At 48.8% G+C, this 24,136-nt stretch carries 15 protein-coding genes; 6 read left to right on the top strand and 9 right to left on the bottom strand.

Annotation, left to right across the window (positions count from 1 at the left end):
• Window positions 1-43: 43 nt before the first annotated feature.
• Window positions 44-814: an ABC transporter permease gene (locus ACXAD4_RS24520; protein WP_475244648.1), complete on the bottom strand. Its 771-nt coding sequence runs from the start codon at window positions 812-814 to the stop codon at window positions 44-46.
• Window positions 807-1,448 (bottom strand): ABC transporter ATP-binding protein, encoded by a 642-nt coding sequence (locus ACXAD4_RS24515; RefSeq protein ID WP_475244647.1) that lies wholly within the window; start codon window positions 1,446-1,448, stop codon window positions 807-809. Before ACXAD4_RS24515 ends, ACXAD4_RS24520 begins: the two co-directional genes overlap by 8 nt.
• Before the next feature lie 532 nt (window positions 1,449-1,980).
• Here ACXAD4_RS24515 and ACXAD4_RS24510 point away from each other — a divergent pair.
• Window positions 1,981-5,991: an AsmA family protein gene (locus ACXAD4_RS24510; protein WP_475244646.1), complete on the top strand. Its 4,011-nt coding sequence runs from the start codon at window positions 1,981-1,983 to the stop codon at window positions 5,989-5,991.
• A gap of 152 nt (window positions 5,992-6,143) precedes the next feature.
• Here the strand turns inward: ACXAD4_RS24510 and ACXAD4_RS24505 are convergent, their stop codons facing one another.
• The 3 genes from ACXAD4_RS24505 to ACXAD4_RS24495 are packed head-to-tail and all read right to left on the bottom strand — an operon-like array spanning window position 6,144 to window position 11,253.
• The gene (locus ACXAD4_RS24505; protein WP_475244645.1) at window positions 6,144-8,807 is read right to left on the bottom strand and encodes a M14 family zinc carboxypeptidase; all 2,664 of its coding nucleotides are present in this window, start codon (window positions 8,805-8,807) and stop codon (window positions 6,144-6,146) included.
• Entirely contained in the window at window positions 8,804-10,264 is a 1,461-nt protein-coding gene (locus tag ACXAD4_RS24500) for an ATP-grasp domain-containing protein (protein ID WP_475244644.1), read from the bottom strand. The genes ACXAD4_RS24505 and ACXAD4_RS24500 overlap by 4 nt, the downstream gene beginning before the upstream one ends.
• On the bottom strand, window positions 10,261-11,253 hold the full coding sequence (locus ACXAD4_RS24495) for an ATP-grasp domain-containing protein (protein ID WP_475244643.1): 993 nt from the start codon (window positions 11,251-11,253) through the stop codon (window positions 10,261-10,263). Before ACXAD4_RS24495 ends, ACXAD4_RS24500 begins: the two co-directional genes overlap by 4 nt.
• Before the next feature lie 179 nt (window positions 11,254-11,432).
• Between ACXAD4_RS24495 and ACXAD4_RS24490 the strand changes: the two genes are divergently transcribed.
• Both ACXAD4_RS24490 and ACXAD4_RS24485 read left to right on the top strand, forming a co-directional pair.
• Window positions 11,433-12,536: a M20 family metallopeptidase gene (locus tag ACXAD4_RS24490; protein ID WP_475244642.1), complete on the top strand. Its 1,104-nt coding sequence runs from the start codon at window positions 11,433-11,435 to the stop codon at window positions 12,534-12,536.
• A gap of 535 nt (window positions 12,537-13,071) precedes the next feature.
• Window positions 13,072-14,292, top strand: coding sequence for a response regulator (locus tag ACXAD4_RS24485; protein WP_475244641.1), 1,221 nt, complete (start codon window positions 13,072-13,074; stop codon window positions 14,290-14,292).
• Between the two features lie 35 nt (window positions 14,293-14,327).
• Here the strand turns inward: ACXAD4_RS24485 and ACXAD4_RS24480 are convergent, their stop codons facing one another.
• Window positions 14,328-15,191: an SMP-30/gluconolactonase/LRE family protein gene (locus tag ACXAD4_RS24480; protein WP_475244640.1), complete on the bottom strand. Its 864-nt coding sequence runs from the start codon at window positions 15,189-15,191 to the stop codon at window positions 14,328-14,330.
• A gap of 122 nt (window positions 15,192-15,313) precedes the next feature.
• Window positions 15,314-15,721, bottom strand: a complete 408-nt coding sequence (locus ACXAD4_RS24475) for a GNAT family N-acetyltransferase (RefSeq protein WP_475244639.1) — start codon at window positions 15,719-15,721, stop codon at window positions 15,314-15,316.
• A gap of 332 nt (window positions 15,722-16,053) precedes the next feature.
• Between ACXAD4_RS24475 and ACXAD4_RS24470 the strand changes: the two genes are divergently transcribed.
• From ACXAD4_RS24470 to ACXAD4_RS24460, 3 genes are all read left to right on the top strand, one after another.
• Window positions 16,054-17,901, top strand: coding sequence for an ABC transporter ATP-binding protein (locus ACXAD4_RS24470; RefSeq protein ID WP_475244638.1), 1,848 nt, complete (start codon window positions 16,054-16,056; stop codon window positions 17,899-17,901).
• Between the two features lie 245 nt (window positions 17,902-18,146).
• Window positions 18,147-20,348, top strand: a complete 2,202-nt coding sequence (gene katG, locus ACXAD4_RS24465; RefSeq protein ID WP_475244637.1) for a catalase/peroxidase HPI — start codon at window positions 18,147-18,149, stop codon at window positions 20,346-20,348.
• 300 nt (window positions 20,349-20,648) lie between these two features.
• On the top strand, window positions 20,649-21,392 hold the full coding sequence (locus tag ACXAD4_RS24460; RefSeq protein ID WP_475244636.1) for a DUF1826 domain-containing protein: 744 nt from the start codon (window positions 20,649-20,651) through the stop codon (window positions 21,390-21,392).
• Window positions 21,393-21,583: 191 nt separating this feature from the next.
• Here ACXAD4_RS24460 and ACXAD4_RS24455 read toward each other — a convergent pair whose 3' ends face one another.
• Window positions 21,584-22,534 carry a LysR family transcriptional regulator gene (locus tag ACXAD4_RS24455; RefSeq protein WP_475244635.1) on the bottom strand — a complete coding sequence of 317 codons (951 nt, stop codon included), beginning with the start codon at window positions 22,532-22,534 and terminating at the stop codon, window positions 21,584-21,586.
• Between the two features lie 162 nt (window positions 22,535-22,696).
• Window positions 22,697-23,830, bottom strand: coding sequence for a DUF1254 domain-containing protein (locus ACXAD4_RS24450; RefSeq protein WP_475245635.1), 1,134 nt, complete (start codon window positions 23,828-23,830; stop codon window positions 22,697-22,699).
• Between the last annotated feature and the right edge of the window lie 306 nt (window positions 23,831-24,136).

Here is a 24,136-nt window from a genome sequence, read left to right as displayed (position 1 = left end):
TTTTATCCACGCTTTTTACCGTCATCTATCAGAGCTTCAACCATTAGAACTTCAACTGTCCATAGCGGTTAAAGGCAGAGCGGCTGGCAACCGTCAAGGTCGTGGTTACTGATAGTGTGGCTGAGATAAAAATCGCCACCATAATTACCAACTGGTATTTCACCGCCAGCAAAGGTTCAGTGCCACCGAGGATCTGACCTGTCATCATACCTGGCAAGCTAACTATGCCCAATGTAGTCATCGACGCTAGCTGTGGGGCCAAGGCAGCTTTAACCGCTGTGCGGATAAATGGCTGCTCCGGCTTAGGCGCTCCCATCGCCAAGTAAAACTGATATTCATCCTGTTTGTCTTTCAAGCTGCTGTACCAACGCTCCAACGCCAAGACATTCGCGGCCAAGCAGTTCCCCAACAACATTCCCGCGACCGGAATCAGGTATTGCGCCTGCCACCAAGGCTCAGCCTGGATCACACCTGCCAATAACAAGGGCAACACCACCAGCAGCGCAACGACATGGCCACTCAATACAGCCGGTAATACGGATTTTGGCGGTACGCCTGCACGGCGGCAGATACTGAACCCGGCCACAATCACCATCACTGACAGCCACAAGGTGTTGAGCCAGGGGTTCTGAAAGGAAAACAGGGTTTGTAAGTAAATACCCACTATCGAAAGTTGAATTGTCATCCTGAGCACAGCTGACACCAAGGTCTTGCTCAGGCCAAACTCCCAACGGTGAAATAAACCTAGCGGAATGAGAAACAACAGATAAAAACCAGCCAGTGCCCAGTTGCTGATCACTAAAGTATCACTCATCGCTCCCTCCCATCACATGCTGTAGCTGTGCCGAGTTAACCCATACCGGATCGTGAGAAACCGAAATCACGGTAAGTGATTGCTTAGCAATGAGCTCAATCACCTTATCCCGACTGGCAGGATCAAGTGCTGAGGTCGGCTCATCCATCAACCATAAAGTACGCTCCATCAGCAGTGAACGGGCAATCGCCAAGCGCTGCTTCTCCCCTCCAGAGAGTTTGAGCGTTGGCTGCTCGAGTGAATGGGAAATCCCTAGGGATGCCAATACCTGAAGGCACTTTTCATGTGTAGGCTCTGGAAGGTTAAGGGCTTTAAGGTGCCAAGGCAGTAGTAGTGCCTTTAAGATTGTCTCACCGCCCATCACGGCTTGCTGAGGCAAATAACAAAACTGCTGGCGCCACCAAGGCAGGTTCTGCTCTTTAATCGTGTTTTGTTGCCAGTGAATGGCGCCACCCGCAGGGGGACGCAAACCAGCAATGACTTGCAGCAAGCTCGATTTACCGCAACCTGATGGACCACTGATTGCCAAATGTTGCCCGGGCTGTAGGCTCACTGTTAGATGCGATGCCTGATCGACTTCAAAGCCAGATCCTAGCCGCTCAGCGGTGAATATTTCTGTACGTTGATCTGTCATACACTACTCCAATCGTACAGAGATTTTACGTCCCTATCACTTATGACTCAAACCGTTGGTAATCATCAGAAACATTAATTGAAATAATGATATACCCAAGTTACCTCAAGGTGCAGGATTCAGAGGGTTGTCAGCGCATTCAATACAAGGCGAAGATTTGCAGGAATGGCATTTCCTTTCAAGAAGCTTCAACGAAGGATTGGATGTGCTGACACCCTCCCGAAGGGCGAGTTTTCTAAGCTTCTATACCGCGTTATTGATTCTTGATTTAGAGCCACTAGATCTTCAAAACAATGCCTTGTCTAAAAGCTTATAAATTCTCGCTGAACATGCATCTTGAAGTAGCTTGGGTATACTACCGATTAACAGTCTGAAATAACCGTCAGTGAAGTGTAAATTCCGTCGGCGCTTATGCCTTCAAAGACCATTTCATGGTATGGTTGCCGAAGCTAATAAAACAACATCCAAAATGGCGCGCAGCTGATTTTGCTGTGCTTTTTTCCTTTTGTCTTTCGCCTTCTTTGCAATCATTATGCGCCCAGAAAATAACAAACATACTGCCAACAAGCAGCCCACGTCGCCAGAGACTCCAGGTGCGACAAAACCGGTTAAGTCACCCCTGAAGAAGATCAGCAAATGGGTAGGACTTGGCCTGCTCACACCTGCTGCCATTATCACCGCAGCCCTTGCCGTAGGCATCAAGGTTGACCTCACCCCTTACCGAGACGATATCAATCAGTGGCTAACCTCCAACCTTGACCGCGAGACCCGTATTGACGGGGAGATGGGCTTGGTACTGTCATTTCGCCCCGAGGTACACCTTGAAGGGGTGCACATTGACAACATTGAAGCCTTCAACTGGCAGCCGATGCTGACCTCCGGCAAGATCAATGCAAAAGTCGCCGTGCTGCCACTGCTTAAAGGCACGTTGGCTGTTGACTATCTCGAACTTGAAAATATTAACCTGCACCTCGCCAAGGCCCATGACGGGCAAGCAAACTGGTTACTAGGTCCTCAAGCTAAAGCCGCTAGCCCAGGTGACGATCCTGTAAATGAAACCGATAGTGAAAACGCCTCTGACGAAAAGGCTGTGACTGATGGAAACTCATCGCTGCAGTTAGCACTTACCGACCAAATCAGAGCCAGCAACCTCTCGGTTGTCTTCGAAGATCAAAGCCAAGGTCAGTATTTCGACTGGTACCTAGATTCGCTTAACCTCAGCCAACCCAATGAACAATGGGAGTTTACGGCTAAAGGGGCAATGATCGGCCAAGCCTATGATATTAAACTAACTGGCGATCTGGAGCAGCTCGTCAACCAGCAAACCGGTAAGGTTAAAGCCAAAGGCTCATTCGCTGGTGCCGAGTTGAATATCGAGGCCGATGCGTCAGATATCGTCAACGCTGATATTAAGCTGCAATGGCAGGATACTGGCCCGATTGAAGCCCTGTTCGGCTTAGATGTTAAACATGTTGCTCCATTGACAGTTTCCACCCATGTCAGTGCAGCCGCTAACAGCATCAAGGTCAGCAACCTTGTCATTGAAAGCCCAATCACCCATGGCGAGGGCTACCTAGATATCGAGCTTGGCGATCACAATGTGATAGACGGTGAGCTGAATATCCCTTTGATTGACCTGCGCCCATGGTTGCAGCCTGAGCCACAGCCTATGATGCGCGCCTTTGCCGCTCCACCTCAGCAGTCACCACTGCAACGTGCGCTTGAGCAATGGCTGGAAAAAACCACCACCCGCGTCGATCTCTCCATTGATGAGATCAAAGGGCTGGGTACCCCGGTTGAAAACCTGTCCCTGTCAGTCGATGGCAAGGCTGGCGTGCTATCGGCCCCAATGACAGCAGACATTGCCGAAGTGCCTTTCCGTGGCCAAGCCTCGCTCGATGCCACGGGTTGGGTATCTAACCTGGATATCCGACTGGGTGCGGAACAATCCCCATTGGGCGAAATGGCCCGCTGGCTAACTGGTATGCCCTACTCCCGCGGCCAGCTTGACCGCGCTGAGCTAGCTGTCACCACCAACGGCACCAAGCTGAGCGAATGGTTGGAGCGAGCCGAGCTTTCCCTTGCTATCGACAAAGCCTTGGTCGAATGGGGAAGCGAAGCCAGCTTCAGCATTGACCAAGCTAGGCTTAACGCCGGTATCAGCCGTCCGTTCCAGTCAGATATCCAAGGTCAGCTAATGGGCATTCCGGCCCACGTCCAAGCCGAAGCCGGTACCCTGCAAGATATCATGATGGGCCGTGACTGGCCGACAACGCTGACCTTCGATTCACCGGCGATCTCTGTCGAAGCCAAAGGCTTGCTCAAACATACCCGCTGGGAAGAAGGCAGCTGGTTTGATCTCAAGGTCAACAGCAAGGATGCCAGCCTGCTCAACCCTTGGTTGGGCACCCAAACTAACATCTCCGGCACCATCAATATTGACGGTAAGCTCAGCTACCAAAACGGCTGGATAGATCTTGCCATGCCAGATCTTGCCCTGCTGGAAAGCTACGGCGATGTCACTTTACGTTGGCAGCCTGATCAGGTTCGTCCATTCCTAGTGATGGATGCCCAGTTCTCGCAGTTGGATTTCACCCAGTTCGGCCAGTTCATCAATGATGAAGAGCTGCCACAGGTTGAGCAGACAGTACCGACCCAAGGGGTCAACCTTGATGTACCGCTGCTAGGCAGTGAGCTGGTCATTGCCGATGCTGACCTGACCTTCCGTGCAGACAAACTGAAATGGGCTGACCAGCAGCTAGACAAGTTGTCTTTCAACGGCAAAGTCCGCAACGGCAAAATGAGTAAAGCACCGATCAGCGCAAGCTTTGCAGGTAGCACTTACCAAGGTGACCTGAGCTTAGGTGTCAATGCGGCCAATATCGAAGCCAACCTCAACCTTGCCGTAAACCAGCCGGATATCGGGGCCATCCTGAGCCAATTCGATGTGACCGATGATTTTGATATGCGCCTTGACCGTGCCAAGCTCGCCGTGTCTCTATCGGGCCGCACTATCTTGGAGCTGATGGAACACACAGAAGTCGATGCGGCTCTGATTGGCGGCCAGGCCAATATTGCTGACAGCTACACCGGCAAAGCACTGGCGGTTAAATTGGATCAAGGCCGTTTCGTAACAGGCCCTAACACTTCAACCCACTTGGCCATCAATGGCATGGCAGCGGGAAAAGCAGCCTCTTTCAAACTGTCATCGTTATCTCTCAAAGAAGCCAATGACGGTCGCTCGACGCTACCGGTCACATTGGCAGCCAATCTGGGTGACATGCGTTTCAATGCCAGCTCTAACCTGACTCTGCCGATTAACCCGCAAGCGCTCAATCTTACCTTCGAGGCATTTACGCCAAACCTCGACCGACTCGAAGCCTTCAGTGATATTGATTTGCCACCTTACGGCCCTATCACACTGGCCGCTAGCCTGTCGATGGATGCCAAGGGCTATCACCTCAATGATATGAAGGTACAGGTCAACGACAGCCAGCTAACTGGCAAGGGAGCATGGTTACCACCGCTCAAAGCGGATCAACGTCCTCGCCTTGAACTGGCATTCCGAGCGCCATTTATCCAGCTTGACGATTTCAAGGTTGGCGACTGGCAGGCTTGGGAGACAGAAAGCACTGAGCAAACAGCTGGCAACGAGCAACCAATTGACGAGACGGCGAATACTGACGATCTTCAGAACACTGCTTTGATCAGCACCGACGGTCTAGACATGCTCAACGCCAACTTCGCGTTGGATGTCGATGAAGTTCGCTCTGGCAAAGACTGGTTAGGAGCAGGCCAATTGCACTGGGCGCTGGAAAACGGCGTATTCACCCTCAAGCCAATGACAGTCCAGCTACCGGGCGGCAACATCGAGCTTGCCAGTGAAATCAAGGCCAAGGACGATATGTTCGACATCCAGCTCACGGGTAATGTCAAAAACTTCGATTACGGGATACTGGCTCGTCGCTTAGCACCGGAAAGTGGAATGCACGGCAATATTTCTACCCAGTTCAACCTGACCAGTTTGGCCAATTCGCCAGATACCCTGATGAACAACGCCAACGGCTTTATTGGTTTTGCTGCTTGGCCGCAGGAGTTTGAGTCAGACTTGATCGACCTTTGGGCTGTCAGTTTAACCGATGCGATCATTCCAAACTTTACCAACAATGATCCGTCTGTGATCAATTGTGTCGCTGCCGGTTTGGATATCCGTCAAGGGACGATGAGTCAGCGTGACTTGCTGCTTGATACTTCCCGAATCCAGGTCAATGGCCAGTTCGATGCCAGCTATGCCAACCGCGACTTTGCCCTGTACCTAAGGCCACAGTCTAAGCGGGCGCAGATCTTCAGCTTGCAAACACCGGTTGAAGTGTATGGCAAGTTCGAAGACTTTGACTTCTCGGTACCACTGTCTGCGATTCTGGAAACCTCGGTACGGTTCACCACCAGCCCAGTTGTTTCCCCACTGCGTTGGCTGGTTGAAAAGCCGATCGCCCAAGATGGCAGCCAGCAATGTGAACTGATTTGGCAAGGCCAGAGTTAGAGAAAAGGCTATGGGCTATGGGCTATGGGCTATGGGCTATGGGCTATGGGCTATGGGCTATGGGCTATGGGCTATTTAACCTAGTGGATTAAAAACAAGCCGCCAGCATAAGTGCTCATGCTGGCGGCTTTTCTTTTGCTTAATCGCCTGAATTAATCACCCTGGCGATAGCGCTGTTCGACCTCGTCCTGGGCTTCAAACTCATCAAACTCAATCGGCGTCACTTCGTCCGAGCTGAACTTGAGCACCGCAGGCGCCGAGTAATTTGGCACATTGTCGTAGTTGAACACCGAATAGTATTTGGCCAGGTTGGCATTGCCGAACTTGTCAAAGGTGTAGCCGTCTTTACCGGCATACAACTTGACGCCATCAAACGGTGAACGCGGTGGATGGAAGCTGTTACGCACTACGTAAGTCCCCACCCAGTCGCTATCATCGGGGTTATCCCATGTCAGTTTGACCATGCCGCCTTCAAGGCTGGCTTGGAAGTTCTCTGGCACCTCAAGCGGCTGCTTCCGGCGCTCAATATACTCAACCACCAGCTGGGTCGACATGGTGCCGTCATTGGAGTCCGTTTTCCACTCAACAACCGCATCTTGCTGCCTAGAAGCCGAGGTCGCTTTGATCACCAGCTTCACCGCCCGGTTTTGGTCGTAGCAGTCCTCAAGGTATTGACGGGCTGAACTGTCGAACATGAACGTCTGGCGAGCGGTTTTGGCCAGCCCTTCGCTACTGACTTCATAACCAATAAACTCTATTGGCTCACTGGTCGTCAGCAGCTCAAAGTCCGGCTCTTCCACATCGACCATTTCGACCAAGAAGCGCATTGGCTGGTTGATCCCCGTCAGCGATGCACTTTCCAGTACAAAATAGGCGTCGGTGAACACCACATCACTTTGCTCAGACATCCTCGGCAAGGTGAAGTCCACCACCCCGAATATCCGCTCACCGTTGGCATCGTAGCCGCTTTGCAGCTTGGCAGCCTCGACAGCACCGGCTTTCACTGTATGGCAAGCGCTGGCTCCCACCGACAATTGGTACGGCTTGCGGTGGTAGATCAAATCCAAGCTCGGACGATAATGGATGCCACCGCCGAAACGACCATAGCCAATATCGAACTGCATCATCTGCGAGTCATTGCCCATCGGCAAACTCACCGGGCCTTGTAGCCTAAGCAACAAACGTCCTTTCTCAAGCTGCTGCTCAATCAGTTCTTTTTCCATTGCACTGAAATGCCAGCTTTTCCAAATACCCTGGGTCAGCTGATCCGAGTCAATGGCATCACCCAGCGTCTGGATAGGCGCTGCGTTGTGGATTTGCTCGAAGTCGGTAATGTCGCTGATGTCGTCTGGGTCGAGGATCGACACCGACCACTCACCGTAATTTTCGATTTTCGCCCCGACCCGGTTCATCGGATAAAGCGAAAACAGCGCATCTTTGATCTTGGCATCTGCCGGTAACCGGCTCATGTCGTAATCAATCACCCCGTAGCAAACCCCTTTGGTTTTATTCACCCCGATAAACAGCGAATTATGGCCAAAGTGTTCAGCATTGTTGGCGCGGGTCAGCTCCCCGACATAACCGATTTTTTCCGGGCTGGGGAACAAGGTAAACGAGAACTCATCACGCTCCAGCAAGGTTTTGATCTTCAACTCAGGGGCAAACGGCGATTTAATCCGCGTTACCCGATTCACCTTGCGCAGGTTATAAAAATAACGGCGGCCAGATTTGAGCTGCTTATCGGTATAGCGGAGCTGCGAAGTGATGGCGATCAAATTGTCCCGGGTACAAGCCGCTTTCGGCGTTTCACTGCGGTAGATCTGGTAATAACAGCCTTCATCTTCAGCGCCCGCCTCCCAAATCAAATCAACCGTATTGGCGGTGATTTCCTTGGTCGAGAAACTCTCCGGGCGGCTTGGCGCCAACTTTGAATAATCAATAGTCGTGCGCAGGGCATAGAGTAGCGCAGGAATGTTTTCATCGACACTCTGCGACATGTTGATCAGGTAATCGGGAATATTCCGGCTCCCAACCTCAACCACAGTCGATAAAATACCCCTGTCATAGTAGTACTCACGCCCACTACCGTGGATCAGGTTCGCAGGCGGCTTGCCGCGGTGAATACCATACTGGCGATTGGTGACCTTGTAGATTTCCCGCGCCATGTTGGCACAGAGAATATTGAGATCGGTACCCTCGATTTCAGCCTCATGGTTGAACTTGTGGGCAGGGAAAAACACATTGCCTTGCGAGTGGTAATCCAACGCGACACAGATATTGTCACGGCTTTCGACAAACTGTTTGATCGCCTGGGTTTCCGGCTCGGAAAATGGCCCTGGACCACCGTAAATATTCGAGCTGGTTTGGGCCGACTGGCGGAAGTTGATCCCGAAGTTACGGTTGAGATCGACCCCAAATGTCCCGTCACCATTATCGCGGCGGTTTTTACGCCAGAATGAGAAGTGCTTACGGGAGTACTCAAAGCCATCAGGGTTGAGGCAAGGCACCATATATAAAGTGTTGCGGGTCAACGCCTCCACCACATCCGGATTTGACGGGTAATTATCCAGTAAGTACTGGACGAAGCTTACCGCCAACTCAATGCCAATCCACTCCCTCGCATGAATAGTACCGGTATAAAGCAATGCCGGTTTGAGATCCGCATATGCCACATCCTGCGACATAGTGACCATCATGATGGGTCGCCCTTCATGGGTATCGCCAATACTCTGCAAGCGGATCAGATCCGGGTATTTCGCCATCGCCTCTTCCAGGAAGTCCATCATGTCCTGGTAAGAGATATATTGTTTTTTCATTCAACCGCCTCTTCATAGCGATATTGGTGTTCGGCACAATACTCACGCCATGCATCCATGATTATGGCTAACTTCTTGTGCTTAAGGTTCCTGAACTGCAATAGGATTTCGGGTTGTTGATTGAGCACCCGCAGTGTCTCAACCGCTCCTAGCGTAGAGACGATATCACCCGCTAAGGTTTTGCCAACGCTCTTCACTTGTAGGAAAAACGCCAGCAGTTCTTCTTCGCTCAGCGATTTGCTATCAGCAGCATTGCTTTGTTCCGGGGCAATCATCACCTCTTGCAGCTGCTCAATACCAGTATCAACCTCCTGCTCTATGTGTGGGTTTAGGCTTGGGCTGGCTTTCTCAAATGGGCTGTCATCTGCTGCAATCACTTTGTAAGGTGTATTGCCCTGGAAGTTCCAGGCTTCACTCGGCCACTCTTCCTCACGCTGGTAGCTCGTCTCAAGCAGGCGGTAACGGTCATCGGCAGGCGCATACTCGCCTGTATCGGTCGAGTAATCAGCCTGGCCGAAGGTGATATAGCGCATGGTTCGAAGCAGCGAAGAATCGATCTTGCCTATTTCTTCCCAATTACGGTGGGCAAAATACGGTTTTCGGAAGTCTTGCGGCGCTAACAGCCACATCAAGTACTGGCCAATCCAGTCTCGGATATACGGGAAGGCTGCAAAAGCGGTCGCACATTCTAGGATGGTGTAGTCATCGTCCATGCTAACCGCAATATCACAGGCCCAATATTCGGCATTGGCCGCCTTGGAAGCTTTAACCGCCAACTCAAGCACGCCATCAGGTACCGCCTGGTAATCCATGCTGCCGCCCTGGCTGGTGTTGGTCAGCCACTCACCTTCCGGCGGTCGGCGCCAGAAAGCACAGACAGGCTGGTGACCTACTAGCATGACCCGAATATCAGCCTTCATCGGGACAAAATCTTGGATATAGGCTGGGTAGTAACGTTTTTCCGAGAATAGGCGCAGCGCCTCCTCAACATCATCGACTTTATGGACGAAATAGCCACCGTAATTGGACGGGCCGTATGAACGCTTGACGATTTTCGGGTAATCCGTATTGGTCAAAAAGTCCAATGCCTCTTCGACTTCGTAAAAAATACGGGTGCGAGGGATCGGCAAATCGTATTTCTCACAAAAGTGAGTCACATTTTCTTTCGACTTGTTGCTGAACTGGCTATCGAGGGAAGGCAAGAAGCGGACACCTGGCAACTCACGGGCTATCTCACGGAACGTCTCGTAGGCGGTCGCCGGTATGTTGCCGATCAGCACATCGATTTTCTTGCGTTTGACCTCTGCTACAAAACGGTCTTTGTCATTGCCCCAATGGTAAGTGACCTGTTCGATTTTGTCCGGCCAGCCCTTGAAGTTAGAGCGGTTAAAGAAGCGCAGTACATGATCTAGGTACAACAGGCCGATTTTTGGACGAGTGTGGTTCTGGGTGTTCATACTGCAGCTTCCTCGGTAAGCAAGTTTGGTTTGATAAGCGCTTCAGAAAGAGAAGGAATAAAGCCTTTGGCTGGCTGTTTAGTCTCTTTGGTAACGGTGCGGTCAATCAGATCCACCAGGTAGTCAATCTTGGTGTCATTGAAATCAAGCCCGAACAACTCTTGATCCGGGGTGGCAAACGCAGGGATACCGTTAACTTCAATCACCACATAACGCTGATGCTCAACGTCATAGATAATATCCACACCGGCGACTTCTAGGCCGGTTACCTTCGCCGCCTTTAATGCCAGTTCGATAACTTCCGGAACCGGCTCGCGCTTAATCACACTGCCGCCGCTGGTGACATTGGTTTTCCAGCTTCCTGGTGCGGCTTTGCGGCCATAGCAAGCCACATATTTGTTATCGACAATATCGATACGGTAATCAGAAAAGTCATTCTCGATGACCCGCTCGATATAAAACTGCGGCGCATGTTGTTGGTTGATAAATGGCGTCAACAAGTCCAGATCTCGCTCACTTTCCAACTTGATAATACCGTTGCCACCCCAGCCATCGACCGGCTTACAGATTGCCTTGCCGCCCCAGAACTGCATGTGGGCACGCACCTGCTCCAAGTTATGCTTATTGCAGATCACATAGTCGGTAGTTGTAATGCCGTTGGTCTTCAACACATGAGCAGTGCGGAATTTATCTTCCGTCAACGCAAAGGATTCATAGTTGTTGATCATCGGCATCATTGAGTTGAGTACCTGGTACAGGTACACCTGATAGGGCGTCTGCTGGCCCGCGTTATAAGAGAAAAACAGGTCGAGTTCGTTCAGTTGTTGCCCATTGCATACAATATTGCCGTCAAATGCCGTCGCATACGCCAAGTTCAGCCCAGTTAAAGCATCAATTTCTCGCTCTCGTAACTTGGTGACGATTTTTTGTTCTATTTCTTTGCCTCCACAGTTCTCATACATCCATAAACCGACCCGATGCCTTGCCATGTGTCACTCCTTTTGTGAGCAGTTCAAAAAAATGCCGATATGGCATTGTGAGTAAAACCTTTAGGGTATTAACATAGTTTGACATCATAATGTTGCATATATGTGGTAACAGTGAGCTATGTGGAACTTTCATTCAAACAGCGCAGAAAAAACACAAAACCTGTGCAAGGAATCAAATTATGGCAACTATCGATTTCACTGATTTAAAAACAATTATCGAAATAAACAGCTGGACAGATAACAAAGAAGGTGTAGATCTAAGTGGTCAGACCATGCAAAACTGGTTTAAACCACTAGGATTCAATGTTGAGACTTTTCAGCGGGAAAGTGTTGGAAATCATTTACTGTTTACGTCTCCGCAGCATAAAAACGCCCCCAAACTGTTACTTCTTGGTCATCTAGACACAGTATTCCCTCCGGGCATTTTCGAGAGTTTCAGTGAAGATGAAAAATGGGTCTACGGCCCAGGTACCTGTGATATGAAAGGCGGCAATTTTGTGGCCTTGAGTGCGCTACGAAACCTTCACCAGAAATATGGACAAATCTGTAATATCGATGTCCTGCTAGTCAGCGATGAAGAGACAGGCAGCGACGACAGTAAGTTTGTCACCCGCCAGATAGCCCACCAATATGCCGCCTGCCTCGATTTCGAAGCCGCCGGTTCTGATCATGAAGTGGTTGTCGGCCGCAAGGGGGTAGCCACCTACAAAATAACGCTCAAAGGCGTTGCTGCCCACGCCGGCAATAACTACCATCTAGGCAGAAATGCCAACCTTGCTGCCGCCAAGTTGCTGATTGCTTTAGACGAATTAACAGACATTTCGCAAGGAACAACGGTCAATGTCGGAAAAATAAAAGGCGGGATCAGTACCAATACCATTTCACCCAATGCAGAATTAATGGTTGAAGCACGCTTTACCCAACCAAGTGAACAAGACAGAGTACTCGGTGCGATCCCTGAATTAATCCACCAGCATGGTATCGAAGGGGTCACGGCTAGCATTGAAGGCGGCTTGCAGCGAGATGTCATGACACCCACCGCCGAGCAGCAAGCCTTACTCGATACAATTGCGTCTATTTTGGGCTATGAACTAAAAACAGAACAGCGCGGTGGTGTCAGTGACGCCAATATTATGGCGGGGGCTGGCGTCCCGACTCTCGATGGATTTGGCCCCTTTGGCGATGGTGATCATACCGAACACGAGCGCGCCTCAAAGGCCAGTTTTGTACGACGGATAAAAGAGGTCACCGCCATCCTAGAGCATTACAGCACGAAAGAATAATATGATTATCCATGGGCAATTTCTCCCGGTGAATTTGCCCGTTTTTTCTTCAAGATTTCTCAAAGAGCGAAAAGTATCTTAACTGTAATGAAAAATAAGTTATCAGTTTATTACTTGAAAAAAGATAAAAGAGATAAATAACGCCTGAACTCATTAGTACTTTATTTTACCCTAATAAGGCCTCTATATGACTCAAAGGGGTTAATCCACTGATAAGAAAAACCCTCAAGATTGTGCTTTTACATTTTCCTCAAGAAAAAACTCTCTCGACGTTAAGAAAACAGGAGTGAAAGTTGATTGTACATCAGTAAGATACCGCAGCATTTTAAAAACCTCTTTCTCTTTATCAGAATAACTATTCAGTGAATATTTGATGTTTGATTGATATTCATCAATAGCCAATTGCCGCCGAAACAGACAAGTAATTGTATTTCTGCAAACAAAAGAATGTGTTAATTGTATCTCAAAATAAAATAGCTCATAATACTGCGCCTTATAAACAAGCATAATAATAGACAGCTACAGGGTTTGAGTGATGGAACAAAAAGTATTGGTCGTCGAGGATAGCCGCCCATTCCGTCGAGTCATTGAAAGTGAACTAAGACAAGCAGGCTACACCCCGGTTATTGCCAACTCCATCGCCGAAGCAGAAGCTGTGCTAGACAACAGCACCGATTTCCTGTGCGCCATTCTCGACTATTGCTTACCGGACGGCCAGGACGGTGAGATTATCGATGTTTGTTTATCGGTTGGAATAAAAGTCATTGTTTTGACGGCGCTAATGGACGAAATGACTCGTGAAAAAGTGCTGGCAAAGACAGTCATCGACTACATCCCCAAAGACAGCCCGACCTGTATTTCCAGCATTATTCCTATCTTGCAGCGCCTAGAACGTAACCATGACCATACCGCCCTGGTGGTTGATGACTCTGTCACGGCGCGTAAATACATCCGCAGCCTGCTTGAGAGGCAATACCTCACAGTACTGGAAGCTAAAAACGGTGAGCAAGCGCTGGAGATGATCAACAAAAACAAGTCGATTTCTCTGGTGATCACCGACTATTCAATGCCGGAGCGCGATGGCGTCAGCTTGATCAAAGAGCTCAGAAAACGCTTCCGACCGGGTCAACTTGCTGTCATTGGTCTGTCGGCCAGTGAAGAGCCTGCACTTACTGCAAAATTCCTCAAAGCGGGTGCTAACGACTTCCTCAAAAAACCTTTTAACCAGGAAGAGTTCTACTGCCGACTGCACAGCACCCTGAATATTCTCGACTCTGAGCGCAATCTATATCTATTAGCCAACCGTGACTACCTCACTCAGTCATGGAACCGACGCTACTTCTTCAATCACCAACTGGTGAAGAAAAACAACGGACCACGTTGTCTTGCCTTGCTGGATATCGATAACTTCAAACATCTCAACGATAACTATGGCCACCATATCGGCGACATGGTTCTAATTGAGCTGGCGAACACCTTGCAGATTTACTTCCCTGATGCTTTGGTTGCTCGTTTTGGTGGTGAAGAGTTCTGTATTTTGTTCGGCAATTCTCCAGAAATTTTCATCCAGAGATTGAATCGGATGATTGAGGAAATAGCCGAATCCGAGTTAACGATCCTCGGTAACACCATCAAATACACCATCAGTATGGGTATGACCCATGCAGAGAGCGATATTCACAGCTTGATCCGACGTGCTGATAACTGCTTGTACCAGGCCAAAGAAGAAGGGCGCAACTGCCTTGTCGTGGAGTGACAAGTGGAGTGATGCGCCCGAAATATTAAGCTGACTTAAAGAACCGTTACCAGCGGCTCTTCAATGCCTTGCCAATCAACTTGGGCCGTTAGTACCTGGCCAGGGCCGTTAGCACTTTCGGCACTGGTTACGACTAGCTGATTACCTTTCTCACCACCAAGCGCAACCATAGTTGGGTTATCCGCAGGGACAGGGATCACGTGGGTAACAACACCATCAGTACCGATACGCACAACTGACTTTCCGCTGTACATCGCTACCCAGTAAGCACCTTCACTATCGACGCTGGCGCCATCAGGGCGGCCATCAAAACCAGTCAGGTCACAGAACACTGTGCTTTCGCCATACTCGCCGGTTTCAGGATTGTAGTCAGCACGGTAAACCAAACTCGTCCCTGTATCTGCCCAGTACAGGATTTTGCCGCAAGGAGAGAATGCCAAGCCATTACAGGTCCAGGCAAACATCGGCATTTTCTCTAGCTTGCCGCCAGCCATCAATTGGTGGAACTGGCCCTGATCGCCTTCTTTAGCACCATTTCGGGTACCAGCCATGAAGCGACCGCCTGGTGCTGCACGGCCGTCGTTGAAGCGCATTCTCGGGTGCGTTTTTACCAGAGGGGCAATTTGCTGGCGTTCCGCTTCCCAGTTTTCCAGCAGGTAAACACCCGACTTGGTACCTAGAACGAAGCCACTTTCACCCCACATTGCCGCACAGCCAAGCATATCATCCCACTGGCGTGACTCGGCCTTGCCATCTTTCAAGCGCCATAGCTCACCGGCAGGGATATTCACCCAGCACCACGCTTGCTGACGCCAGTCCCAACGAGGGCACTCTGCAAGGTCAAAGCCCTGCTCTACCAAAGGAGAAAATTCGAGGTTTAACTGCTGACTTTCTTTCATTGTTCTTCCTGTTTTATATTTTCCATTCGGTTGCCTTAAGCGTAATCGATACCTTGGCAATCTTGATATTAAACCATCCGTTACCGGTAACATCCAGCCGAATTATGTTTTTAATTCTCTATTCAGTCCAGGTGCATTGCCATCTTGAAATAAGGTACCTCGCCTTTGTAAAAACGTTCGCCTTCAGGGAACATGCCAAAACGATGGTAAAAACCGCCAGCAGATTCTCTAGCATCGCACCAGAAATAACTCACACCTTTCTCTTTAATATCCAACAAGATATGTTCGATCACAGCCGAACCTATACCTTGACCTTGGTGCTCAGGCAGCGTGGCAAATTTACGTAATCGGGCTTGCTCACCCGAAACAAACACCGATGCCACACAAACCAACTTCTCGCCAAGGTAAACACCATAATGCTGGCCATCGGCATCATCGGGGACTCGGCAGAACTCAATGCTTTCATTGGGCCAAAGGACTTGATGTCGAACGGGTAATGTTAACTCAGCTGATATTTCCGTAATTCTCACACTTTCCTGCCTGTTATTAAAAATCAGAGCCTTAAATTCATACCCAGCTACCTAACTCTTCTTTCATCCGCTATCTGGGCAGCAGTAAAAAAGCAGAATCAGGCAAGATTGAAATAGAAATAAGACTTAACCTCTTAGTTGCACAAATGTACAATCGATAACCATAATGTGTATGTCCTTGCACATTCCTTTTTCCTGTCGGGATATCGCTCCGGTTTCACATATCACTGCGCCGACTATGCTGCGCACCCAAATTTTCGTGATCCCCTGAGCGTTAGCCTTCGATAGAGCTATTTTGCCAAACACATCCGCCAGACTGGAACCATCATTTTATGTACAAACGTTTCGAAAAGCTCGCACAGGCTTTCCCGCCTCATGAGCCAGAACAGCCACCCAAGGGGCTATTTGCTTTCTGCCGCCACTATACCCGCGGCTTTGAGTTACCCCTGCTTGCCATGTCGGTACTCAGTGCACTGATTGCTATCGTCGAAGTATCACTGTTCGGTTTCATGGGTCAACTGGTCGACTGGCTTGCCGTGCACAACCCGGATACATTCTGGGCAGAAGAAGGTGGCAAGCTACTAGGCATGGGGTTACTGGTGGTGATCGTGGTCCCTATCCTGATCACCCTACACTCTCTGGTTGTTCACCAAACCTTGCTGGGCAACTATCCGATGTCGATTCGCTGGCTGGCACACCGCTACCTACTGCGCCAGAGTGTTTCCTTCTATCAGGATGAATTCGCCGGACGTATTGCCACCAAGGTGATGCAAACCTCGCTGGCCGTCAGGGAAACGGTCATGAAGCTGCTCGATGTCCTGGTTTACATCACTGTCTACTTCACCTCAATGGTGGTGATGATCGGCCAGTCTGATGCTCGCTTGATGATCCCGATGCTGCTGTGGCTAGCGGCGTATGTCGGTATCCAGTTTTACTTTGTTCCTAAACTGAAAGCTGTTGCGACCGAGCAAGCCGATGCACGCTCGATGATGACCGGCCGCATTGTCGACAGCTATACCAACATCTCGACAGTTAAACTGTTCTCGCACACCAACCGTGAGACCGAATATGCCGAGCAGGGCATGAGCGGCTTTATGGACACCGTGTACCGTCAGATGCGTTTTGTCACAGGCTTTAATATCTCGGTTGAAGCCATTAACTACTTACTGGTATTTATCATTGCCGGTATGTCTATCTGGCTGTGGTCGAGCGCTGCTATCTCCATCGGTGCTATTGCAATTGCGGTCAGCTTGGCACTTCGGATCAACGGCATGTCCAAGTGGATCATGTGGGAGGTCGGTAGCTTATTTGAAAACCTCGGCACCGTGGTTGATGGCATGAAAACCCTATCCAAGCCTGTTGATATCCAAGACAAACCAAACGCACCAGATTTGGACGTGACTAAAGGCGGCATTGAATTTAACGATGTCAGCTTCCACTACGGTGAAGGTAAAGGGGTAATTGAAAAGCTCAACCTCAACATCAAACCGGGTGAGAAGATTGGTCTGATTGGCCGCTCCGGTGCGGGCAAGTCGACCTTGGTGAATCTATTGATGCGCTTCCACGATGTTGAATCTGGCGCCATCAAGATTGACGGTCAAACCATTTCCGATATCACCCAAGACTCACTGCGTGGCCAAATTGGTATGGTGACGCAAGATACATCACTGCTTCACCGCTCAATCAGGGAGAACATTCTTTATGGTCGTCCTGATGCAACAGAAGAAGAGCTACTGAGTGCCACCAAGCAGGCCCACGCCCATGAGTTCATCGAAACCCTGAGCGATCCCCATGGCAATGTTGGCTATGATGCCCAGGTCGGTGAGCGTGGTGTGAAACTCTCTGGTGGCCAGCGCCAACGCGTTGCGATCTCCCGTGTGCTGCTAAAAGATGCACCAATCTTGATCCTGGATGAAGCAACGTCGGCATTGGACTCTGAGGTAGAGGCAGCAATTCAAGAAAGCCTGTATCAATTGATGGAAGGCAAAACAGTTATTGCCATTGCCCACCGCCTATCGACAATCGCCGCAATGGATCGCCTGATCGTACTCGACCAAGGTGAAGTCGTCGAACAGGGCACCCACCAAGAGCTGCTGGATCACAATGGTATCTACGCCCAACTTTGGGAGCATCAGACCGGTGGATTCATCGCCGACGAGGTAGAGCTGAAACAAGCCTAATAACCTGCCTTGTCTTTAACCTCAAACCCTGCCTATGCTATCTGCTTGGCAGGGTTTGTTTTACCTACCACTTGTAACAATTTGATTAAAATCAATTAACTATTTCATTCTTCGTCAGATAGGTTCGCTCTATCACAACTATCGATACAACCATCTGTGACCCCCTGACTTTATCTATATATTCATATTGAGTTTTCCAAACATAGACTCTGTCGCAAAAAGAGCTGACAGCACAGGAGCTTAAAATGAGTAACAATAAAGCAAGTTCTGCTGGTAAATGCCCAGTCATGCATGGTGGCAATACCACCCTAGGCGGGAAAGCAACCAAAAATGTCGATTGGTGGCCAAACCAATTGAATATAAAAATACTTCACCAGAACGATAAGAAATCAAACCCGTTAGGTGAAGACTTCAACTACGCAGAAGCCTTCAAAGCGCTGAACCTAAAAGCCGTTAAAGCAGATCTTGAAGCACTCATGACCGACTCTCAGGATTGGTGGCCAGCTGACTATGGCCACTACGGCCCGTTCATGATCCGCATGGCGTGGCACGCTGCAGGGACATACCGTACTTCAGATGGCCGCGGGGGTGGTAACACTGGTAACCAACGTTTTGCGCCTCTTAACAGCTGGCCAGACAATGGTAACCTTGATAAAGCACGCCGCCTTCTGTGGCCTATCAAACAGAAATACGGCAACAACCTTTCCTGGGCTGACCTGTTCATTCTTGCTGGTAACGTTGCACTAGAGTCAATGGGGCTAAAAACCTTTGGTTTTTCCGGTGGCCGTGCCGATATTTGGGAACCAGAAGAAGACATCTACTGGGGTGCTGAAAGCGAGTGGCTTGGCGATGAGCGTTACTCCGGTGACCGAGACTTAGAAAAGCCATTAGCCGCGGTGCAAATGGGCTTGATCTACGTTAACCCAGAGGGCCCAAATGGCGATCCAAGCATCCTTGCTTCAGGCCGTGATATTCGCGAAACCTTTGCTCGTATGGGGATGAACGATGAAGAAACTGTTGCCCTTGTCGCTGGTGGCCACACATTTGGTAAAACCCACGGCGCAGGCTCGGAAGAAGCAATGGGGCCGGAGCCAGAAGCAGCGCCACTAGAAGATATGGGCTTTGGCTGGAAAAACAGCTTTGGCACAGGTAAAGGCGATGATACGACAACCTCCGGTATTGAAGGCGCTTGGACACCTAACCCTATTGTTTGGGATAACGGTTACTTCGATATGCTGTTTGGCTACAACTGGGATCTGGTGAAGAGCCCGGCAGGCGCTTGGCAGTGGGAGCCGATTGGGGTCAATGAAGAGCATATGGCGCCAAAAGCGCATGATCCTTCTCAGAAAGTCAAAACCATCATGACGACCGCAGATATGGCAATGCGTATGGATCCTATCTATGGTCCAATCTCAAAACGCTTCCATGAAAACCCAGACCAATTTGCTGATGCTTTTGCTCGAGCCTGGTTCAAATTAACACACCGCGATATGGGGCCGAAGAGCCGTTATATCGGCGAAGACTCCCCGTCAGAAGATATGATTTGGCAAGACCCGCTGCCACAAGCAAGTTATGCGGCTCTATCAAACAGTGATATTGCTGAACTGAAAAAAGCGGTTATTGACTCAGGGTTGAGTGTGTCTGAGCTGGTATTTACCGCTTGGTCCAGTGCTTCGACCTACCGCGGCTCAGACTACCGCGGCGGTGCAAACGGTGCACGTATTCGTTTGTCACCACAAAGAAATTGGGAAGCAAACCAACCTGAGCAGCTCGAAAAAGTACTGGCCGTCCTTGAAGGTATCCAGGCCAACTTCAATAACACCGAACGTGGCGTATCCATCGCAGACCTTATTGTACTAGCTGGTAACACAGCCATCGAGATAGCCGCGAAAGAAGGTGGCTTTGATGTAGATATCCCATTCTCTGTAGGCCGTGTTGATGCTACCGCCGAGCAAATGGATGAAGCATCCTTTGCGGTACTGGAGCCTGAAGCTGACGGATTCCGCAACTTCGCTAAAAAGCTGTTCTCAGTGCCTGCCGAAGAGATGCTGCTGGATAAAGCGCAACTGCTGGGCCTAACTGCGCCAGAGATGACCGTGCTCATCGGTGGCCTGCGTGTACTCGGCGCAAACCACAACAATACAGCACACGGCGTATTCACCGATAAGGTAGGCGTTCTCAGCAACGACTTCTTCACCAACCTTGTCGATATGGCAACAGAGTGGAAACCAGTATGCCCTAACAACAGTGCTTACCTGGGGACGGACCGAGCGACAGGCGAGAAGAAATGGACAGCAACACGTGTGGATTTGGTCTTTGGTTCTAATTCACAACTGCGAGCCATTGCAGAAGTCTACGCACAAGATGATTCAAAAGAAAAGTTTGTAAATGACTTCATCTCAGCGTGGACTAAGGTAATGAATGCAGACCGTTTCGACCTCAAATAAATATCCGTAAATGCTTAAGCTTAGCGCCCGCTAAGGTACGGCAAACCCTCTGGCCCAGTTTCGTTCCCACTAGCACCCGCTAGGCTGAAGCTGGGCCTGTTTTGATCAAGTTTCTTTGCATCATCCTCCCATATTGGATCCATAAAGCGTTCCTTTCATCGATGATATTGAGATCAGATTTATTGTTTTCCTCGCCATTATAGCTATGTTATAACATAACAATATCTTTGCATTCGTATCCGTGCGAGTGAAGGGATTGGAAGACATAAGCAATTCGTTCAGGAAATGGGAAAACGCACAATGAATGCTGCTTTAACAGAACAACTAACCACAGACAGCTGTATTGACGTTGAGGCCGAAGTTAAGGTCGAAATTAAGGTCAAAGATGGGTTCAAGAAAGAAATAGAATCTGCTCAAGGGCAATCTTTGTCATCAGGCCACAACCCAACGGTAATGACTGATATCTACAAGGAGCAAATCAATATTGCTATCTGGCGGCGCTCAATTAACACGGAACTCCGCAATGCCGTTAGCCATTTTCTTGAAGCTAATGAAAAATTTGAAAAGTCCGTTACTCTCTCCCCTCAAAATGCTTACTCTGAATTAGAAGCACTCACCAAAGGTACAGCATCAAAAGTATTTCTCGGCAATATGGCAGAGCTTGTCGACATGTTCTGTTGTCTGTTTGACCTCAAACGGGCAGGCCTTCGATTAGCAATATTAGACAAGGCTATGTGTCCGCGTTTTCACGTTGATAGGGTGCCTTGTCGTTTGGTGACCACCTATCATGGTTTAGCGACAGAGTGGCTTCCGAATCATGCCATCAACCGTACAAAGCTTGGGCACGGCAGCAATGGGCGGCCAGACTCGGTATCGGGTTTATATGTTCGAGAGGCAAGTGTTCAACAACTCTCTTCGGGTGACGTTGCACTACTCAAAGGGGAACGCTGGCAAGGAAACGAAGAAACGGGATTAGTTCATCGCTCCCCGACATTGCTCAGCGATGAAAGGCGATTATTCCTATCGTTGGACTTCAGTGACTGAGGTCACCTGGTCACCCAGGCAATAGCTATTGTATGTCGCTCTTTAATTAGTACACGTACCAAAATGTTTGCGCTAGCTCGTTTTTGGACAAAAGTGTGTCAGTGACTTCACTAAATTAGTATTTCATAAATTAATTTAAGTGAGGAAAAAGGTTAGACCTGTCCCCGTTGGTTTTTAGAACCGACTGTTCTTTAATCTTTACTCTGTTCATTGCTTTCCAATAAGTCATTAATGACGGAAGCCACAACATCATTAAGCCACTGAGTATAATGGGAATTACGCGTTCGGTGAGAATAAAAACAACCAATGGAATACTCTGGAATACCGTCCAAATGAGATAAAGGTAAAATTGTAAGATCACTGGGTAAAATATGTTCAACAATTTCAGTTACGGGGAGAAGCCCATTATGATTTCTCAACGCATCAAAACACAACTCCATCTTATCGGAACGTAATAATATCTTGGGTGTTAACCCTCTGCTTTTTAGATAGATGGCGGCATAATTTTCTCCAGGATTATAATCTGGCATGAGCATTAAAACGAGTGGATGCTGAACAATGTCTTCTGCAGTAAATTTAGCTTGAGTAGTAAGTATGTGGTCCTTACGGCAACACATCCTAATTCTTGAGATACGCACTGGCTTTTGAATGATTTCCTTCGATAGAGCAATGGGTTCAAAGTTGATCCCTAAATCGACTTGGTTGTTTTTGAGCTTTTGCTCAGTCTCGCCTGACCAATTTTCAAAGCGAATCGTGGCATTGGGGGCAAGCGTTGTAAGTTGATTGAATAGAGCTCCCATAAGAGGATGATAAAGCACCGTATTAAGGTGAATACTGATTTCTCCCGTATAGGTGAATGGATCAAAGCTCGTTCCTTGCTCGAACAAAAACTCTAGCCTAGAGAGAATATCAGGAAGTTGAGCAAGCAGCTCTTCACACTTTTGGGTGGGCTCCAATCCATGTAGTCGACGCGTAAATAAGGGATCATTAAATTGCTCTCGCAACTTCTTGAGTGACTTACTCACCGCTGGCTGGCTAATAAAAAGCCGCTCTGCCGCGCGCTTGGTGTTTTTTTCTTCACCAAGAATTTTCAGTAACTTCAAGCTATTAAAATCAAGCCTTAACATTTCAATATCTTTCATGAGTGACCCCTATTGCGCAAGTTCGAATAGGTTATCACAGTTCGATTCGGAGTGAATAACAATGGTAGGCTCACGGCTTACCAGTCGAAAATTGAGAAGCCACCACCATTGGTATGCAAAATATGGCATTACTGGTGATGGCTTAATCGAAGTCAGCTTATTTTAAAATGAAGCCTTTGGTGCAAAGATAGTTTCTAACGGCGTGTCTTTGTACATAATACTTGCAGCTGTTTTTCCCTGTAGACCTCCACGTGGCCCGTAGTAGCGTGCGACAAAGTAATACTGCTCACCGTCAATTACTGGCATCCAGTAAGTACCATCTTGTGGGTCTTCTGCACTGAAGGTGATGGTTACCATCCCATTCTCGTCTGGCATCGTATTGTGCAGTGCAAATGCCTGACGGTTACTGCCATCTATAGTGACTGGATCTAACGGTAAGCGTGTAGCCGAGCTGTAGCGAGTGACAGACCAGAAGTAATCAAGATCTAAGTTGTGCTCCATCGTCAACACAAACGGCTCAGAACCATTTAAAGGCTTACCCTCTGGAGACATTGGAATGTTCTCATAGTAAGCATGGTATGCAGGGAAACCTAGGTGACCGATATGCGTAATGGCGGCGCGAGTTAGGTTGTCACCATTAGCGTCAGGGTGCGTTGGCGGCTCAAATCCGTGTTCATTATTGACTAGGACACCGTTGGCAATTTGTGACGTAATGTAGTCTACGGTTTTCTCATAACGCTCATACGTATAAGTAGCAGATGCATTCAGCACGTAAGGTTCTGTTTCTTCCCAGCCATCGTTTAATGACATCGCAAAATTTATTACTTCGCGTGGATCTTGTGTGCTAGGGACTGTTATAGGCTCTGCTGCAACCACTGGAGTTAGTTTAAGTTGACGGCGATTTTGGTCTGCGTAGCCGTCGTCGCGATACATTTTAGTTTCAGTGCGGATGAACAAAAATGGCAGATCGTCATTCACTTCGAGGATTTCCGTGAAGTCCCCTTCTGGTATGGCGTAATCTGCACCTTTACGAGTAATCAGGTATTTGCCGCCCTCTTGAGGTGACGCCTCAGCGTATAGAGTAAAATGCTCTGAATCAATAATTTGAACCGAAGCGTAACGATTGTCACGTGGCGGGGTTTCTAAGATGACAGGGCCGTTACGTACATCTAGCACAGCCTTTGAGTACAAATGATCAAGCGCAGGAGTGATAACAAAGAAGGTATGGTCCGCTATGTCTGGGTGCTCAAACTCATTAATGCCGTTAGCCTTAATATGTCCAACTATGTTTTTCATATGATGGTATACGCGTAATCCAGTAAAATCTGTATCGTCTAGAGTAGTGCTAGCATTCGTAACCGTTGTTGCTAGTAGTGCTAGAGATGCCGCTAGTAAAGTCTTTTTCATAATTTGCCTCTGTTGTTTAGAAGGAGTTAATCGACTGGGGCAATAATAGGGAAGTCAGTGAGCCTAACTGAAATGATTTAGCGCACATCAAAATATTACGAATAGTTATATTTTGACTTACTAACCTAAGTAACAACGCGATAAAGCCACGGTGACAAACTTTGATTCGATCATTTATCCGGCTATGTAGCAGCT

This window comes from Photobacterium sp. AWH4_225, assembly GCF_056158405.1.
The sequence above is the reverse complement of the archived record's forward strand: the minus strand, read 5'-3'. Positions and strand labels throughout refer to the sequence as shown.

What these genes read in the sequence shown, in the direction of transcription:
- ACXAD4_RS24520 (WP_475244648.1), bottom strand. Translation starts at nt 814, where the DNA reads ATGAGTGATACTTTAGTGATCAGCAACTGGGCACTGGCTGGTTTTTAT.
- ACXAD4_RS24515 (WP_475244647.1), bottom strand. Translation starts at nt 1,448, where the DNA reads ATGACAGATCAACGTACAGAAATATTCACCGCTGAGCGGCTAGGATCT.
- ACXAD4_RS24510 (WP_475244646.1), top strand. Translation starts at nt 1,981, where the DNA reads ATGCGCCCAGAAAATAACAAACATACTGCCAACAAGCAGCCCACGTCG.
- ACXAD4_RS24505 (WP_475244645.1), bottom strand. Translation starts at nt 8,807, where the DNA reads ATGAAAAAACAATATATCTCTTACCAGGACATGATGGACTTCCTGGAA.
- ACXAD4_RS24500 (WP_475244644.1), bottom strand. Translation starts at nt 10,264, where the DNA reads ATGAACACCCAGAACCACACTCGTCCAAAAATCGGCCTGTTGTACCTA.
- ACXAD4_RS24495 (WP_475244643.1), bottom strand. Translation starts at nt 11,253, where the DNA reads ATGGCAAGGCATCGGGTCGGTTTATGGATGTATGAGAACTGTGGAGGC.
- ACXAD4_RS24490 (WP_475244642.1), top strand. Translation starts at nt 11,433, where the DNA reads ATGGCAACTATCGATTTCACTGATTTAAAAACAATTATCGAAATAAAC.
- ACXAD4_RS24485 (WP_475244641.1), top strand. Translation starts at nt 13,072, where the DNA reads ATGGAACAAAAAGTATTGGTCGTCGAGGATAGCCGCCCATTCCGTCGA.
- ACXAD4_RS24480 (WP_475244640.1), bottom strand. Translation starts at nt 15,191, where the DNA reads ATGAAAGAAAGTCAGCAGTTAAACCTCGAATTTTCTCCTTTGGTAGAG.
- ACXAD4_RS24470 (WP_475244638.1), top strand. Translation starts at nt 16,054, where the DNA reads ATGTACAAACGTTTCGAAAAGCTCGCACAGGCTTTCCCGCCTCATGAG.
- katG (WP_475244637.1), top strand. Translation starts at nt 18,147, where the DNA reads ATGAGTAACAATAAAGCAAGTTCTGCTGGTAAATGCCCAGTCATGCAT.
- ACXAD4_RS24460 (WP_475244636.1), top strand. Translation starts at nt 20,649, where the DNA reads ATGAATGCTGCTTTAACAGAACAACTAACCACAGACAGCTGTATTGAC.
- ACXAD4_RS24455 (WP_475244635.1), bottom strand. Translation starts at nt 22,534, where the DNA reads ATGAAAGATATTGAAATGTTAAGGCTTGATTTTAATAGCTTGAAGTTA.
- ACXAD4_RS24450 (WP_475245635.1), bottom strand. Translation starts at nt 23,830, where the DNA reads ATGAAAAACATAGTTGGACATATTAAGGCTAACGGCATTAATGAGTTT.